12 protein-coding genes are annotated in these 16,351 nt (G+C 63.7%); 2 read left to right on the top strand and 10 right to left on the bottom strand.

The features are described 5' to 3' along the window. Nucleotides 1-74: 74 nt before the first annotated feature. From guaB to J9889_RS01210, 3 genes are all read right to left on the bottom strand, one after another. The gene (guaB, locus tag J9889_RS01220) at nucleotides 75-1,538 is read right to left on the bottom strand and encodes an IMP dehydrogenase (protein WP_113977327.1); all 1,464 of its coding nucleotides are present in this window, start codon (nucleotides 1,536-1,538) and stop codon (nucleotides 75-77) included. A gap of 265 nt (nucleotides 1,539-1,803) precedes the next feature. Further along, nucleotides 1,804-2,439, bottom strand: coding sequence for a YitT family protein (locus J9889_RS01215; RefSeq protein WP_210555835.1), 636 nt, complete (start codon nucleotides 2,437-2,439; stop codon nucleotides 1,804-1,806). 799 nt (nucleotides 2,440-3,238) lie between these two features. After that, nucleotides 3,239-6,445 (bottom strand): alpha-amylase family glycosyl hydrolase, encoded by a 3,207-nt coding sequence (locus tag J9889_RS01210; RefSeq protein WP_246878010.1) that lies wholly within the window; start codon nucleotides 6,443-6,445, stop codon nucleotides 3,239-3,241. 376 nt (nucleotides 6,446-6,821) lie between these two features. Here J9889_RS01210 and J9889_RS01205 point away from each other — a divergent pair, with 376 nt between their 5' ends. Next, entirely contained in the window at nucleotides 6,822-7,730 is a 909-nt protein-coding gene (locus tag J9889_RS01205) for a DMT family transporter (RefSeq protein ID WP_210555834.1), read from the top strand. 106 nt (nucleotides 7,731-7,836) lie between these two features. Beyond that, nucleotides 7,837-9,201: an exodeoxyribonuclease VII large subunit gene (gene xseA, locus J9889_RS01200; RefSeq protein ID WP_210555833.1), complete on the top strand. Its 1,365-nt coding sequence runs from the start codon at nucleotides 7,837-7,839 to the stop codon at nucleotides 9,199-9,201. Nucleotides 9,202-9,257: 56 nt separating this feature from the next. Here the strand turns inward: xseA and hutW are convergent, their stop codons facing one another. The 7 genes from hutW to phhA all read right to left on the bottom strand — a co-directional run bounded on the left by hutW (nucleotide 9,258) and on the right by phhA (nucleotide 16,254). Beyond that, nucleotides 9,258-10,613, bottom strand: coding sequence for a heme anaerobic degradation radical SAM methyltransferase ChuW/HutW (gene hutW, locus J9889_RS01195; protein ID WP_210555844.1), 1,356 nt, complete (start codon nucleotides 10,611-10,613; stop codon nucleotides 9,258-9,260). A 275-nt stretch (nucleotides 10,614-10,888) separates the two neighbouring features. Next, nucleotides 10,889-11,377 carry an OmpA family protein gene (locus tag J9889_RS01190; RefSeq protein WP_010674543.1) on the bottom strand — a complete coding sequence of 163 codons (489 nt, stop codon included), beginning with the start codon at nucleotides 11,375-11,377 and terminating at the stop codon, nucleotides 10,889-10,891. Between the two features lie 33 nt (nucleotides 11,378-11,410). Continuing rightward, a complete protein-coding gene (locus J9889_RS01185; protein WP_210555832.1) occupies nucleotides 11,411-12,652 on the bottom strand; it encodes a diguanylate cyclase in 1,242 nt (413 codons plus the stop codon). After that, the gene (locus tag J9889_RS01180) at nucleotides 12,649-13,191 is read right to left on the bottom strand and encodes a YfiR family protein (protein WP_223932167.1); all 543 of its coding nucleotides are present in this window, start codon (nucleotides 13,189-13,191) and stop codon (nucleotides 12,649-12,651) included. Before J9889_RS01180 ends, J9889_RS01185 begins: the two co-directional genes overlap by 4 nt. Before the next feature lie 198 nt (nucleotides 13,192-13,389). Further along, nucleotides 13,390-14,937 carry a transcriptional regulator TyrR gene (gene tyrR, locus J9889_RS01175; protein ID WP_010674540.1) on the bottom strand — a complete coding sequence of 516 codons (1,548 nt, stop codon included), beginning with the start codon at nucleotides 14,935-14,937 and terminating at the stop codon, nucleotides 13,390-13,392. A 142-nt stretch (nucleotides 14,938-15,079) separates the two neighbouring features. Next, the gene (locus J9889_RS01170) at nucleotides 15,080-15,418 is read right to left on the bottom strand and encodes a 4a-hydroxytetrahydrobiopterin dehydratase (RefSeq protein WP_010674539.1); all 339 of its coding nucleotides are present in this window, start codon (nucleotides 15,416-15,418) and stop codon (nucleotides 15,080-15,082) included. A 41-nt stretch (nucleotides 15,419-15,459) separates the two neighbouring features. Next, nucleotides 15,460-16,254, bottom strand: coding sequence for a phenylalanine 4-monooxygenase (gene phhA, locus J9889_RS01165; RefSeq protein ID WP_041215282.1), 795 nt, complete (start codon nucleotides 16,252-16,254; stop codon nucleotides 15,460-15,462). Between the last annotated feature and the right edge of the window lie 97 nt (nucleotides 16,255-16,351).

The following is a 16,351-nucleotide window of genomic DNA, read 5'->3' as shown; positions in this document are numbered from 1 at the left end:
CATCAGGCTGATGTTGTCACAAAAAGCACGGGATAAAAAAAGGGTGGAAAAACGGGGCGTAGAGCCCCGTTTCATCAGCCCATCCGGTAGTTGGGGGCTTCTTTGGTAATGGTCACGTCGTGAACGTGGGACTCTTTCATCCCGGCGCCCGAGATGCGCACGAACTCGGCCTTGGTGCGCATGTCGTCGATGGTCGCGCTGCCGGTCAGACCCATGGAGGAGCGCAGGCCGCCCATCTGCTGGTGGATGATCTCTTTGAGGCGGCCCTTGTACGGCACGCGCCCTTCGATCCCTTCCGGCACCAGCTTGTCGGCGGCGTTATCGGTCTGGAAGTAACGGTCGCTGGAGCCCTTGGACATGGCACCCAGAGAGCCCATGCCGCGGTAGGACTTGAAGGAGCGGCCCTGATAGAGCTCGATCTCGCCCGGCGCCTCTTCGGTACCGGCAAACATGGAGCCCACCATGACGCAGCTTGCGCCCGCGGCGATGGCCTTGGCCACGTCGCCGGAGAAGCGGATGCCGCCATCGGCAATCACCGGCACGCCGGTGCCTTTCAGGGCGTCGACGGCGTCGGAGATGGCGGTGATCTGGGGCACGCCCACGCCGGTCACGATACGGGTAGTACAGATGGAGCCCGGGCCGATACCGACCTTGACGGCGTTGACACCCGCTTCCACCAGCGCCTTGGCGCCAGCGGCGGTGGCGACGTTGCCGCCGATGATTTGCAGGTCAGGATAGGCTTCACGGGTCGCCTTGATGCGATCCAGCACGCCCTGGGAGTGGCCGTGGGAGGAGTCAATCAGCAGCACGTCCACACCGGCTTCCACCAGGGCGGCGACGCGCTCTTCGTTGCCTGCACCGGCACCGACGGCGGCACCGACCCGCAGACGGCCACGCTCGTCTTTACAGGCGTTGGGCTTGCGCTCGGCTTTCTGGAAGTCCTTCACGGTGATCATGCCCTTGAGCTTGAAGTCGCCGTTGACCACCAGCACCTTCTCGATGCGGTGCTTTTGCATCAGGGCCACCACCTCTTCACGAGGGGCCCCTTCACGCACGGTCACCAGACGATCTTTCTGGGTCATGATCTGTTCGACGGTCTGGGAGAGATCGATGACGAAGCGCACGTCACGGCCGGTGATGATGCCCACCAGCTGGTTGCCGTCAGTCACCACGGGGTAACCGGCGAAACCGTTCTTGTGGCTCAGCTCCTTGATCTGGGCGATGGTCATGTCAGGGCGCACGGTAACGGGGTCGCTGACCACGCCGCTCTCGTACTTCTTGACCTTGCGCACTTCGGCAGCCTGCTGCTCGATGGACATGTTCTTGTGAATGAAGCCGATACCGCCTTCCTGGGCCAGTGCGATAGCCAGACGGGCTTCGGTCACTGTGTCCATGGCAGCGGAGATCATCGGAATATTCAGCGTGATCGCAGACGTGAGCTTGGTACGCAGGTCGGCGGTATTGGGGAGAACAGTGGAGTGGGCTGGAACCAACAGTACATCGTCGAAGGTCAGCGCTTCTTTGGCAATCCTGAGCATGGCAATATCTCACCGTTGAGGAGTGGGGGTGTAAAATATTGCCGACAAATTTTACTCATGCATTGGGCAGTGGTAAAGAAGTTTTTTGAATTTTTTATGGCGTAGCCCGATTTAACGCCACCAACAGGGCAAAAAACCAATAAATTCAGCCGTAACCATGCCGTTTTTCCCGACAAGATGATCTTTTTTGCCGTTGAGCCCCTTTCTGCCGCCAGTCTCCCGGAACGGCCTTTTTTCCACTCACAGCCGTCAGCCAGACCGGCGGTCAGTTCCCCTGATAGCGGCCCGGCTTGTGCCAGTTCATCAGCATGGCGTTCATGGCCAGCGCACTCAGGGTTGACCAGAGCAGCAGGGGAAGCGGCAGGGTGAGCAGAGAGAGCGCAAACACCAGCACATCCAGCACCATCTGGCTCTTTCCTGCATTGATGCCGGTGCGCCGTTGCAGCCAGAGCGTCACCACGCCGGTGCCCCCCACGGAGGCATTGTGGCGCGCCAGAGACAAGACCCCCATGCCGATGAAGGTTCCCCCCACCAGGGCGGCAAACAGGGGATGGACATAGCTCACCGTCAGCAGCAGCGGCACCGCCTGGGTGGCCGCCGAGAGGGCGACGTTGACGATCAGCGTCTTGAGGGTGAAGGCGCGCCCCATGGTGACGTAGCAGAACACCATGAAGGGCAGGTTCACCAGGAAGAAGAGCACGCCGATGGGCAGGGTGCTGACATGGGCGATCAGCAGGGCGATGCCCGCGATGCCGCCGGTGATCATGCCGGAACACTTGAGCAGATTGAGCCCCACGGCGATAAACATGACCCCGAGCACCATGCCGTAGACATCGTCCTTGAGGGTATGGGCCAGCCCCCTGCCCGCGGCCGCTGGCTGCATGGTCATTTCACCTTCCATATGACTCCTTAGATCCGATTTGATGGTGGCATCCGTTGCCCGACAACCAGGCCGCATTGGGGCTGATGGCGGCGACCCATTCACCTTGCCGTCCCAACCCCCAATCTTGCGCTCCCCCGCCCCCTGATGTCGCCATCATGGGGATGACAAGGCACAGCAAAAAGAGCGCCAATCAAAACAAGAGTCCGCGATACCATAAATAATCGGATTTAAATTCTGATAAATACGCAATGTGCAGACCGAATGCACTACTTCAGTGATCGGCCATCATGGTGGCGCAGCATGTTTACCCGAGTCACCGAGAAAGGCCTCGTGGTATCCCCTTCACAGTCCGGTTTTTCGGCAGATCATGTCGATACGATGCCGCTTTTCAGCATGGATGATGCCTGTCATGGGGTAAGCCCGAGGGCTATACGGCGTGTTTCTTCGGGGCGGGCTCCAGGGGCGGATGTGGATGGATCGCACCAATAAAGTGCAATTGCACCAATATAGATCAACCGAGTGGCACAGTTTGCCTTGCACCGCGGCGCAAAGGCGGTATGGGCACCGCTTTGCTCACTGCCATGAGCACTGCAATATGCAGAGCATGGAGTGACTCGGGCGGCGGATGCACCACTCCCCTTCCCTCTAGCCCCCTGCCCATGAGCGTGCTGGTCGCGAGTCCACAGGTCTGCCCATTCACCAGCCCCTCCGCAGCCAGAGTCCCATCAGGATGGGGCATCCATTCAGGCATAGGCAGAAGGCAGAATAAAAAAGTCGGCCCGAAGGCCGACTCGCTGCTCCCTGTGACAGGGCTTCCTTACTTGAGGTATTTACCGTCCGCGCCCACCTTGCCCGGGCCGTTCAGTACCCAGACCCGCGCCGAATAGGCGGGCACCGCAAAGCTCAGGCTGCCGTTGCTGACGCTCTGGCTCGCACCGGTTACCGCGTCCGTGTAGGTGCCGTTCTTCAGGCCACTCAGGTTTATCTGCTGGGCCGAGTTGGCCGCAAGGCCCACGGCAGCGTAGCTCCCTTGGGCGCTCAGATCACGCACGAAGCTGATGCCGCTCCCCCACTCGTTCACCTGGCTCATGGGCGCCTTTTGCAGGGCGGGCACCGCCTTGCGGATCTGGTTCAGGCGCTTGATGTGCTGATAGAGCGGGTGGCTCGGGGTGGCGGGGTTGTCCAGCACCTCCCCGTAGTAGGCACGACCGGTCTGATCCACCGTCATGGTGGCCCCGTCGATGTCCTGGGGCTTACCCGCCTGGAACATCACCTCCTCCCCGTAGTAGAGGGTCGGGATCCCCCGCGCCGTCCAGAGCAGGTTGTAGGTCATGGCCGCATTCCCCTCTTCCCCGCCGTAGCGGTACTTGAAGTCATTGTCCGGCCCCACGTCGTGGTTCTGGAAGAAGGTGATGAGCTTGGTGGCATCCCCATAGACCCAGTCCATGGCGAAGATCCCCCCTACCCCGCCAAAGTTCCCCCGGGTGACGTTGTCACGGAAGGTGGAGAAGAGGGAGAAGTCCAGCACCGAGAGGCCGGAATCACCCCCTGCACGGGGATTGGCCGGGTTCGGCGTGGTGCGGGTATACCACCAGGGGCGGATCACCGCCGAGGCATTGTCGTTGGCGAGCTCAGAGCCCCAGCCGGTGCCCTTGACCAGGTTTTCGCCAAAGACGAACAGCCCCGGCTTGTGGGCCTGCCAGTCATGGACATAGGTCAGCAGTTCGTCCCGCTCGATGTGCTTCAAGGTATCGATACGGATGGCATCGACCCCCATGTCGAGGTACTGACGAATGGCGCCGTTGAGGTAGTCCTTGACGTTCTGGTTGCCGGTGGCGAGATCGATGCAGTCCCCCGCCATGTGCTTGCGCTGCAGGGCGAGCGGGCTCTCCCAGTCACCGCCTGACATGAAACCGTCCAGGTGATACCAGGCGGGATCCAGGGTCTGGGCGTCGATGCCGAAGAAGCGGTTTGGGTTGTAGCCTGCGCTCGGCACGGTGGCGCCGGTCTTGGGGTCTACCAGGGGCTGGGTGCCCGCCGGATCGGACTGGCAGCGGGCCTTGTACCAGTCGGGCGCCGCCGGGTTGTCGTCGTCACAGCGATTGGCGCTGGCGTAATCCCCGAGATTGCCCTGATAGGGACCATTGTTGATGAGCCCCTGGCTCGACCCCGCCGGTACGTAGTATTTGACGGGCAGGCGATCGATCCAGGTCTTGCCGCGCAGGCCGTACTGGCTCGAGTGGTTGAGCACCACATCCTGGATCACCTTGAGCCCCTTGGCGTGAGCCGCCTGGATGAACTCCCGGTAACCCGCCCCCGGCGACTCCAGACGGGGATCGACCCGGTAGAAGTCGTAGGCATGGTAGCCGTGGTAGTCGAGGCCGGAGCGGTTCTCCACCGGCGGCGTCACCCAGATGGCGGTGAAGCCGAGATCCTTGATGTAGTCGAGCTTGGCGATCAACCCCTTGAAGTCGCCACGCCACTGGGGATCCCCCGCTTTGTAGCGATCCCGGTTGTAGTAGTTGTTGCTGGCATCGCCATCATAGAAGCGGGCAGTCAGCAGGAAGTAGATGCTCTCGGCGCGAAAATCGCCGCTCGCCACCCCCTGCTCGCCGATACGGTACTCGAAGCGCTGCTCGCGCTGATTGCCGCTGGCGTCGATGGCAAAGGTGCGGATCACCAGATCGGTGCCGCTCCCCTTGTCACTCGCCACCAGGGGCTGGCCTGCATAGCGGGCCGATGCCGTGGTGGGCTGGCTGCCGTCCGTCGTGAAATGCACGGCGGGGGCGCTGTCCTGATCGTCGCTCACTCCCAGGGTGATGGATTGACTGTCCACATAACTCCCCGGAGACGGGGTAGCCGTCACCGTGGGGGCCTGCAGATCGGCCCCGGCCAGCGTCTCCACCTCGATGGCCTTGCGCAGGCTGTCAAAGCAGATGCGATAACTGGTGTTGGCGCTGACCAGATAATCCTGGGCCGGATACGCCTCGGTCCAGTCCCCCTTGTGGTCAATTTTGAAGCGGGGGTTGTTGCTGCCAAAGGCCTGCTCGGTGCAGAAGGTGGTGCCATCCTCGCTGGTCATGGGGGTGAGCCCCCAATTGTTGGCCGTGCCCCGGAAGTACCAGCTGTCGCTGCTCTGTCCTGCCCCGACCACCACACTCACGCTGCTGCTGCCCTTGGCGCCCTGATCGTCGGTGACCGTGAGGCCATAGGTGAAGGTGCCGGTCTGGGTGGTGTTGACGACAATGCTCTCCGTGGTCTCGCTGCTGCTCCACAGATAGCTCGCGATCTGGCCGTCGGGATCCGTGGAGTCGCTGCCGCTCAAGGTGAGCGACGCCCCCTGGGTCACGTTCACCGTCCCCCCCGGGGTAATGACCGCGAGCGGCGGCTGGTTGTCATCCCCAAGGGGGGTGATGCTGTAGGCCAGGGTCTGATCGTTGACCTGGATGCGCACCGTGCCCACGGTGCTCCAGAAGATGTCGCCGCCACTTTTCTCCAGCACGCCGTCGCCGTTGCTGTCGCCAAAGTTGACGGCCCAGTCGCCAGCCTGATCAAACTTGAGGCGCTGGCTCGCCTTGCCATCCAGGTAGGCTTCCACCTGCCACAGGTGATCCCCTACCAGGGTCATGGGGAGGCTGGCCCAGCCGTTGAAGGTGCCGCGCACGTTGAGCTGCGGCAAGGTGCTGGCAAACCCCGAGGCCTCGCAACTGGCCACCGCCGTCGCGCTCACCGCCTGGGTGCTCGCGTTGATGCGGATCTGGTACGCCGTGTTGGCATTGACCCCGTAGTCGGCCGCCGGGTAGCTCTGCTGCCAGTTGCCGTACCTGTCTATCTTGAAGCGCGGGCCGCCGCTGGCATCCCCGCTCACGAAGCGCTGGCAGGTATCAAAATTGACGCCGTCCGTCGACGTCATGGCGGTCGCCGCCCATCCATTCGCGGTGCCCCGGAAGAACCACTCCGCCGCCGTGCTCGGCGCCGTGATCAGGGTTCCCAACAATCCGGCCGCGAGTATCCATCTAGCCATTGATAGTCCTTTATTTTCATTGTTTGTGTGTGATGCCGGTGTGTCCCGGCATTCCCCCATCCGCAACGTCCCGCCTTCAGATGAGCCCGACCAGTCTAGAGTCCCCCATGACCATTTCATGGCCAATACGCGCAAAATGTGACCACTGCCGACCTCGTCATGGGCTGTATGTGATTGATAGCGCTTTCATTTCCTGGCGCAGAAGTGAGGGGCGCCCCCATCGGGGAGAGCAAGATGGCCGCCCTCCGCGATCACCTCGGGCACAGGGTCAGCCCCTGCCTCCTGCACGGCGCCGTTGCCATCGGGGACACTTGCCCCCATGATGCAATCCCCCTTGCCATCTCGGGCAACAGGGCGGTTCAGTCAGGGAGAAACGATGAGACCATCGGATTACGGGAGATTGCTCGCGCTGGCAGCCATCTGGGGTGCCAGCTTCTTGTTCATGCGCATCGCGGCGCCGGCGTTCGGCTCGGTCAACACCACCTTCCTGCGAGTCTTCTTCGCCCTCGTCGGGCTCGCCGCCATGCTCCTGCTGCTGCGCACCCCCATGCAGTTTCAGGGCAAGCTCAAATCCATCATGGTGCTTGGCATCATCAACTCCGGCGTCCCCTTCCTGATGTATGCCGTGGCGGCCCTCTGGCTGCCCGCAGGGTATTCCGCCATCCTCAACGCCACCACGCCCCTGATGGGCGCCCTCATCGGCTTCTCCTTCTTTCACGAGGCGCTGACCTTGCGAAAGTGGGCCGGGGTGATGCTGGGGCTGGTGGGCATCGGGCTCATCACCACCACCGGGGAGGTCGACCTGAGCGGCCAACTGGCCATCGGGGTGCTGGCCTGCCTCATCGCCACCGCCTGCTATGGCTGCGCCGGCTTCCTGACGAGACGCTGGGTCACCGAGCGGGGAGGCCTGGACGCCAAACTGGTGGCCTTTGGCAGCCAGATAGGGGCCGTCCTCTTCCTGCTTCCCTTCTTCGGCTACACCCTGGCGACCGGCCCCGCCGTCGACTGGCTCCAACCTGACGTCTGGGTCAGCGTGCTGGCGGTCGGCTTCCTCTGCACCGCCTTCGCCTACCTGATCTATTTTCGGCTGATCGCCGACATCGGGCCCCTGCGCTCCCTCACGGTCACCTTCCTCATCCCCCCCTTTGGTATCTTGTGGGGCTATCTGGTGCTGGGGGAAACCCTCACCGGCGGCTTCGTGTTCGGCGGCGCCTTGGTCTGCCTCGCGGTCTGGCTGGTGACCAGCCCCGCCAGAGCCGTCAAGCCGGCCAAGGCACAAGCCTAGGCTCCGCGTCATCTGCCGGGCCCATGGCTCGGCAGATGGGCGCAACTGGGGTAAGATGACCCCCATCGTTTCTCCCGCCCCGGCGGACACCACAGCAGGGCCAGCCTTGAATCACCTCGAACCCGCCAGTCAGAGCAGACAACAGCAGATCTTCACCGTCACCCGCCTCAACAGCGCCGTGCGCATGATCCTGGAGCAGGATCTGGGGCTGGTGTGGCTCACCGGCGAGCTCTCGAACCTCGCGATGCCAAGTTCCGGCCACTGGTACTTCTCCCTCAAGGACATGTCGGCCCAGGTGCGCTGCGCCATGTTCAAGGGCAACAACCGCCGGGTGCCGTTCCGTCCCCAGGATGGCATGCAGGTGCTGGTGCAGGCGCGAGTCTCCCTCTATGAACCCCGGGGCGACTACCAGCTCATCATCGAGTCCATGCAGCCCGCCGGGGATGGCATGCTGGCCCTGCGCTTCGAAGAGCTCAAGCGCCGCCTCGGGGCCGAAGGGCTCTTTGACGAAGGGCGCAAGCGCCCCTTGCCCCGGGAACCCCGCGCCGTCGGGCTGGTCACCTCCGCCACAGGCGCCGCCCTGCACGACATGCTGACGGTGCTTGAACGCCGCGCCCCGGACTTGCCCGTTTTCATCTACCCGACCCAGGTGCAGGGGAGCGCCGCCACCGCCCAGATCGTCTCGGCCATCATGCTTGCCAACCGCCGCGCCGAGGTGGATGTGCTCATCGTCGGACGCGGCGGCGGTTCCCTTGAAGATCTCTGGTGCTTCAACGAAGAGGCGGTGGCACGGGCCATCGCAGGCTCCGCCATCCCCGTGGTGAGCGCCGTAGGACACGAGGTGGACATCACCATCAGCGACTTTGCCGCCGACCTTCGTGCCCCCACCCCCTCTGCCGCCGCCGAGCTGGTCGCGCCGGACAGGAGCACCCGCGCCCAGCGCCTCGTACACCTGCGCCAGCGGCTCACCCAGGCCATGAGCCGTCACCAGGTCGCCGCCCGCCATGGCTTCGTCCTGCTGCAGAAGCGGCTCGATCATCAGGATCCCAAGCGACGGCTGGAGCAGCAGTCCCAGCGCCTCGACGAGCTCGACCGCCGCTTGCAGCAGTACCTGCGTGATCGCCTGCACCAGGGGGAGCGGCGCCTCGCGGGCCTCGTCATGCGCCTGCAGGCCAGAAGCCCCGAAAAGCTGCTGGCCATCGGCAAACGTCGTCACCAGCTTGCCGAGGAGCGCCTCCATGCCCTCATCGCAAAACGCCAGGATCTCGCCCGCCACCGCCTCGCCATGCTGGGAGCCCGCCTCGACAGCATCAGCCCGCTGGCCACCCTGGGGCGCGGTTACGCCATCGTGCGCACCCCCTCCGGGGAGGTGATCCGCCGCGCATCCCAGGTCAATGAAGGCCAGATCCTGATCACCACCCTCGCAGAGGGAGCGCTGCGGGTGCGGGTGGACGAGGTCGACAACCGCTGACAAAAAGCGGGGGCCTGCACCAGGCCCCCGCCTCCTTTCTGTGCTCCGATAGCCCGTTATACCCGGGCATGACCGGCCATCTTGCCCGGGTGGCCGGATGGTTTCTCGCCCCCCTTGATCCCCCCCGGTGGATTGCACCTCAGATACTCGAACAACCCGGCCTGCAAATTCACGTTCCAGAAACGCCCCGCCAGGGTGAGGGCGAGACGCTCGGCCGAGAGCCGTGCCAGCCCGTGTCGCTGCCAGGCCTCAAAGAGCGGCATCAAGTGGGAGACCAGCCCCTGTGGCAATTGAGACAACGCCAACCATCCGGTGTCGAGCCCCCCTCGCAGCAGCCCGTCGAGACGGGCATCAGGATTGGGCCTCATCACCATGCCGGGAGCACGCACGCCCCCCGCCTGCGCCTCATGCCAGGGCGCCAGATCCCGGCCGTACATGAGGCCGTGGCCGTGAATGTTGCCCCCCGCCCCTGCGCCGAAGGGCAGGATCTCGGCGCCCCACTTGGCCATCTGGTTATAGCGGCTCTGCTCGGCATCGGTGCGCCGCCAGTGGCTGCAGGAGAGCCGCTCCCAGCCCCCCGCCTCCAGCGTCCGGGCCCCGTCGGCATACATGACTGCCCGCTGCTGGCCATCGGCGGCCCAGCCCAGGGTGCCTTTCTCGTCGGCGCGCGCCAGGTTGGTGCCCGCCATGGAGATGAGTTGATAGAGATCAACCCCGTGCACCCCGCTCGCCATCACATCCGCGATATCCTGGCGCCACACGGCCTCATCCTGCCCCGGCAGACCGAAGATGAGATCCGCCACGATCACCGCCTCGTTGTGGCGGGTCAGCGCCGCCAGCCGGGACAGCAAGGTCTCCCTGTCATCGAAGCAGGCCGCCTGCTGGCGCACGCGGGTATCAAAACTCTGCACGCCGAACGAGAAGCGGTTGAAACCGCCCGCCAGGGCCGTCTGCCACTTCTCGTCATCAAAGCCGTTGAGTCGCCCCTCCAGGGTCAGTTCCGCATCCACGGTCAGGGGAAAACGGCGGATGACGCTGGCCAGGCGGGCGAGATCGCCCGCCGCCATGTCGGTTGGCGTACCACCCCCCACATAGACCGCCGAGAAAGGCCGGCTCTGGACAAGCGGCGTCTCGGCTGCCTGGCGCAGCGACCCGCAGAGTGCCTCCATGTAGCGGCTCATGCGCGCCGGATTGGCGCCGTTTTCGAAGAAGTTGCAAAAACTGCAGCGCTTGCGGCAAAACGGGATATGGATATAGAGCGCTCGGGCCTTGGCCTCGCTCTCCTGCTGCCACCAGGCTTGCCAGCCGGCATCGTCCAGCATCAGGGGGGCGGTCCCTCCCCGGCTGGCATGGGCCGACGTCTTGGCGGTGAAGGCGAATTTGAGGGGATCCGGGGTACAAAGCCCCGTCATGGTCGAAGAAAGCTGGAGAGTCGTCACTGGGTTACCCTGCGTAAATAACGCAAATGATAACGAATATCAGTTGCAGGTATTTGTGCTGGATCAAGTCGGGAAGGATTGAGCCGTCACTCTGTCCCCATCAGGGCAACAGCGCGTCAGGCAAGGAGAGCGTGAAACAACAAGGGAAGAGAGCCACTCTCCCACTGGAGAGTGGTGGCACACACAGGATCGGGCGGTTGATTCAAGGCTCCTGACGGGAGCGCCGCGCCGATACCGGCTGACGGGGGTCAGCCATTGCCGATGATGATGGCAACCCGGCGATTTTCCGCTCGCCCGGCAGCGGTCGCGTTGTCGGCGATGGGCGCCTCTTCTCCGCGGCCGCGGATATCCAGGTTCCCCTGTGGCATACCCACCGACACCAGGACATCGGCCACCGACCGTGCCCGCTTGAGGGAGAGTTGCTGGTTGTAGGCCTCATCACCGTTGGAGTCGGTATGACCGTCCACCCGGGCCCGGTTCAGTCCTACCTCAATCAGGGCCTTGCCGAGTTTCTCCACCACCTGGCGGGTCTCGGGGTTGAGGGCCCCCACATTGTTGGCGAACAGCACCTTGTTGGAGATATCCAGGGTCCATCCCTCGTCGGTCAGGTGAAATCCCTGCTCCTTCAAGGCGGCGATCTGCTCCGCCGTGAGCCCCTGGGGAGGGCTCTGGCACGCCGCCAGCACACTCAGCAACAGTGCCACCAGGCCCGCTTTGATCGGGTTCAACATGCGCATTCTTATCATCCTTTCACTATTTCCGGTTCAACTTCACGTGCTCGTTTTTCGTGTTTCTCTCTCCTCCCTGCGTTGTCGTTTGGCTTGATACATGGCGTCGTCTGCCCATTGCAGCAGGGCATCCGCCGTCTTCCCCTGCTCGGGATAGCGGGCAGAGCCGATGCTGATCCCCACCCCGAGATGGCGACCGTCACTCAATACCACGGGGGTGTTCATGGCCTGCTGCACTCGCCCTATCACCTCGCGCACCTCGTCCTCCCCATGGATCGGGGTCAGGAGGATGACGAACTCATCTCCCCCCAGCCGGCAGACCAGATACAGGGGCCTGAGCTGATGCTGCACCCGCCGCGCCACGGCGATCAGCACTTCGTCGCCGATGCTGTGGCCCAGGTTGTCATTGATCTGCTTGAAACGATCGCAATCCAGATAGAGCAGGGCAAAACCTTCATGCCCCTTGTTGCCTGCCAGGATGGCCTGCTCCATGCGAGCCTCGAACAGAGCGCGGTTGGGCAGACCGGTCAGGGGATCATGGGTTGCCTGATGCAGCAGGCTGGCGTTCTCCCGCTTCTGGTGGGCCTGCCAGGCTTCCAGCTCATCGAGCAGCGAATTGAAATCCTCGCCCAGCTCGTGCAGCTCGGCGATATTGGCCGCCGGCACCCGCTCCTTGAGGGCCCGCTGGCGGCTGACGTTGTAAGCCACCTCGGTCAGGGCCTTGAGGGGTGCCGTGATGGAGCGTTGCATCCGGCGCGCCACATGGAGTGCCCCGAGAATACTGATGAGCAGGCACACCAGGGTAGCCAGCAAGGTCTGCAATAGGAATCGCAACAGGTACTGGCCGTGACCGACCAGATGCACCCTGGCTATCTCCTTGTGCTCGCGCACCATGGGGAGCGCCACGGGCCCCGGCAGGATCAGGCGGGCCAGGTGCTGCTCCAGGGTGGTCCAGGGGGTAGTGATGTCCCGGCGCCAGCTCGCCAGCACCTGGCCGTCCGGCAGCACTATGCTGGCGCTGGCTATGTCTTCCCGGGAGGTGATGGTCTCCAGGGCATCCAGTGCCGCCTCCTTGTCATGGAAGACCACGGCCGCCTCAGTGGTGTAGCTGATGGCCCGCGCCACCAGCTTGAGGTTGTGATCCGCATAAAGGCGCAGCGCCAGCAGCGCCGTGACGGTCAGAAACAACCCGGCCATGCAGACGGCAGTCAGGGAGATCATCATGTGGGTGCGCCCCAGACTCTGTCGCAGGGTAAGCCGGGGAGTGGCGTGATGGACCGTCATCGCACCTCCTCATCGGCTCGCGCTAGCTTGAGCACGGCCGGGTGCACTCGCACACCGCTGCGGGCCAGCGCATCCAGATTGACCCGAAAACGCACCCTCTCCTCCCCGGCCTGCAGACAGAAGACCGCATCGGCGATGCATTCGCGGCTCTGCTCACTGATGCTGAGGATGGCGTGACCGCGCAGGCGCTCGAACAGGGAGAGGCGCTGTGCCGGTGCCAGCACCCCCAGATAGATGACATCGCAGCGCTGGATCAGCGCCTCATCGCCCATGTCGTAGCGATGCACCTCCACCGGTCGGCCATTGGCCTGCCGTTCGATGGTCAGAAGGGATGACGCATATTCCGTCGGTGCCGTGATGCAGAGCCGAAGTCTGGCGGGCTCGCTGGGCCAGCGGGTGTAACTGAGGATATCGAGCACGGTCTGGCGCACCATGTCACTGCGCGCCTCGGCGGAGGTCGCCGCCACGGTCAGGTTTGCCAGCATCAGCATGCAGCACAGTGGCGCCAGCCACATCAGTAACCGGAGGTAACAAAACATCTGCATGGTGCCCGCGAGAGTGTCAAGGTCGGCGCCGGGGTAACCCGACGCCCATGATGAGAGTGCCTGCATGGCACCGCACCGAGCTTACCAGCCGGGTGGCCAGCCCCCAGAGGCAAGTGGCACGGCTGCGTCACCGGGCGTCGCAGCCGTGCCAGCAAGGCGCTCAATGCCCCAGGCAGACACCGTCCATCGACACTACTTCTTGCCAATCCCATATTCGCGCAGCTTGTTGGCGATGGCGGTATGGGAGACACCGAGCCGCTTGGCCAGTTGGCGGGTGGAGGGGAACGCCGGGTAGAGCCGCTCCAGCAGGCGGCTCTCGAAACGCTTCACCGCCTCGTCGAGCCCCCCTTCGAACCACTCGTCGATGAGCGGCATGGCATCGGCCGCCACCGGCAAGTCCACGTGCTCGGGTCCAATCTCGTCCCCTTCCAGCAGGGTCATGGCCCGATAGAGGCAGTTGCGCAACTGGCGCACGTTGCCGGGCCAGCGGTAGGCGGTGAGGTACTCGGCCATGTTGCGGGTAAAGCGCGGACGCGGGCGCTGCAGTTCGCTGGCAAAGCGCGACACGAACTGCTGGGCCAGGGCCATGATGTCCGCCTTGCGCTCGCGCAGCGGCGGCAGATTGAGGCTAAGCACATTGAGGCGGTAGTAGAGATCTTCGCGAAACTTCCCTTCATGAACCAGATCCAGCAACTGCTTCTGGGTGGTGCAGATGAAGCGCACGTTGACCCTCACCTCCTGCTCGTCACCGACCCGGCGAAACACGCCATCTTGCAGCACCCGCAGGAACTTGGTCTGCAGATGGGGGGACATGTCGCCGATCTCGTCCAGCATCAGGGTGCCGCCGCTGGCCAGCTCCAGCACCCCGCGCTTGCCCTCGGTGTTGTTGCCAAAGGCGCCGGGGGCATAGCCGAACAGCTCGCTCTCGGCCACGTTGTCCGGCATGGCCGCGCAGTTGAGCGCCATGAAGGGGTGGCTGGAGCGCAGGCTGGCGCCGTGGCAGGCCCGGGCCAGCAACTCCTTGCCGGTGCCGGTCTCCCCCACGATGAGCAAGGGAGCGTCCTGCATCGCGAGCTTGGCTGCCTGGGCCAGCACCTCTTTCATCTTCTGGCTCTCGGCCTGGAGGTGCTCAAAGCCCCCCACTTCCACCGCGTGCAGGGCACTGAAGTGCATGCCGACCCGGCGGGCGGATTTGAGCACCACTACGGCGCCGGCCAGAGCCTGCTTGCCCTTCTCTTCGGCCACGAACAGCGGCATCAGATCGCCCAGGTACTCTTCGCCACCGAGGCTCAGCTTGCAGGTCTGGGGCTTGATCTCCCCCGACTCCAGCCAGCGGCCAAACGAGAAGCCCTTGACCAGGGAGGCGATCGCCACGCCGCGCACCTCGTCCGGTGGCAACGCCAGGGTGGTGAGGGCGGCCTGGTTGGCCTGGGTCACCCGCCCCTTGCTGTCGAGGGAGAAGACCAGGTCCGGCAGCGCCTTGAGCAGGGCCTCTATCTCGTGGTGTTCCCGCTCGGAGGGCATGTAGGGGATGGTCTTGACGTCATAGACGCCGGGAATGCGGCGAATTTCCGGCATCAGATGCTGAAAGTCACGGAACTCCAGCTCGGGGAAATTGAGATAGATGATGCCTGAGGTATCGATTTCGATGCCGCGCAGATCGATGTTGTGCTCCACCAGTCGGTCGAGCAATTCCCGGGTCAGGCCCAGACGGTCTTCACAGCTGACTTCAAGACGCATTCGGCACACACTTCCTAGCTAACATTCTGAATAACGGGATAATACAGACTCGATCCCGCCAGTGCGAGCGCTCCCCCATAAAAATGCGGGCCTGCCCCGCTTTCACCGGGCAAGCCCTGTCTGCGTTGGCGCCAGATGGCGGTTACTTCATCAGCCCGTCGGTGCGGGCTGCCATGATGAAGTCGTTGCGATGCAAGCCGCCTATCTTGTGGGTCCACCAGCTCACGGTCACCTTGCCCCATTCAAGCAAGATCGCCGGATGATGGAACTCCGCCTCCGCCAGTTCTCCGAGGCGGTTGGTGAACGCCAGCCCCTCCTTGAAGTTGCGAAACACAAATTCACGGCGCAGTTGCAGCTCGCCGTTGACCACCAGGGGCTGCCAGTCGGGGATGAGGTGCATCAGCTCCCCCAGCTCCTGATCGCTCACCCTGGGGGCATCGGCGCGGCACGCCTCGCATCGTTGACTCGCCAGTTCAGTCATTCGGGACTCCTTTCATGAAACATCGTGGGAATGAATTCGGGTTAGCTCGCCTGCTTGCCGGCAACGGGGGCAAAGCGGGGTGGACGCAAGCCAAGACGACGGGCCTCGGCCACGGCCGCCATGATCCCCTGCCCCTCCAGACCATAGAGGGTATCGAGACGAGGCAGCACGAAATAGGTCGGCTGCATGATGTCGATGCGATAGGGGGTACGCAGGATCTCCAGCAGATCGAAGGGCTGCAGCTCGGGCTTGCCCGAGAGGGCATAGGCGGTCTCGCCGATGGAGGAGAGAATGCCGCCGCCGTAGATACGCAGCCCCTCCTCCCCCTGCAGGAGACCGAACTCCACCGTGAACCAGTAGAGCCGCGCCAGATAGACCCGCTCCTCCTTGCTCGCATGGAGTCCGAGCCGACCATACAGGTGAGTGAAGTGGGCAAAGGCCGGGTTGGTCAGCATGGCGCAGTGGCCGAAGATCTCGTGGAAGATGTCGGGCTCTTGCAGGTAGTCGAGCTCGTCCCGGCGGCGAATGAAGGTGGCGACGGGAAAACGGCGATCAGCGAGCAGCGCGAAGAAGTGATCAAAGGAGATGAGGGCCGGCACCGCCGCCACCGACCAGCCGGTGGCGGGCATCAGGGCAGCGTTGATCTCGCCTAGCTGGGGGATGCGGTCCAGAGGCAGGTCGAGGCGTGCCAACCCGGCCTGGTATTCGTCGCAGGCCTTGCCATCGAGCGCCGCAAGCTGGCGTGCAATCAGGATCCGCCAGGTGCCGTGCTCCTCGTCCGTGTAGTGGATCCTGCCCTGCCCATCCGGTTGGCGGGCCGTGTAGAGACTTGCCATGAGTGATCCCATCCTTCGGGTGCCAGCCGCCATCCGGGCGGTCACTGGTCGTTGAGTCATGGGATCACTGTAACGGTTTGCCCCTCAAAAAAGCAGC

This window comes from Aeromonas sp. PrichA-15 (assembly GCF_017939245.1).
Lineage (GTDB): Bacteria > Pseudomonadota > Gammaproteobacteria > Enterobacterales > Aeromonadaceae > Aeromonas > Aeromonas caviae.
The sequence above is the reverse complement of the archived record's forward strand: the minus strand, read 5'-3'. Positions and strand labels throughout refer to the sequence as shown.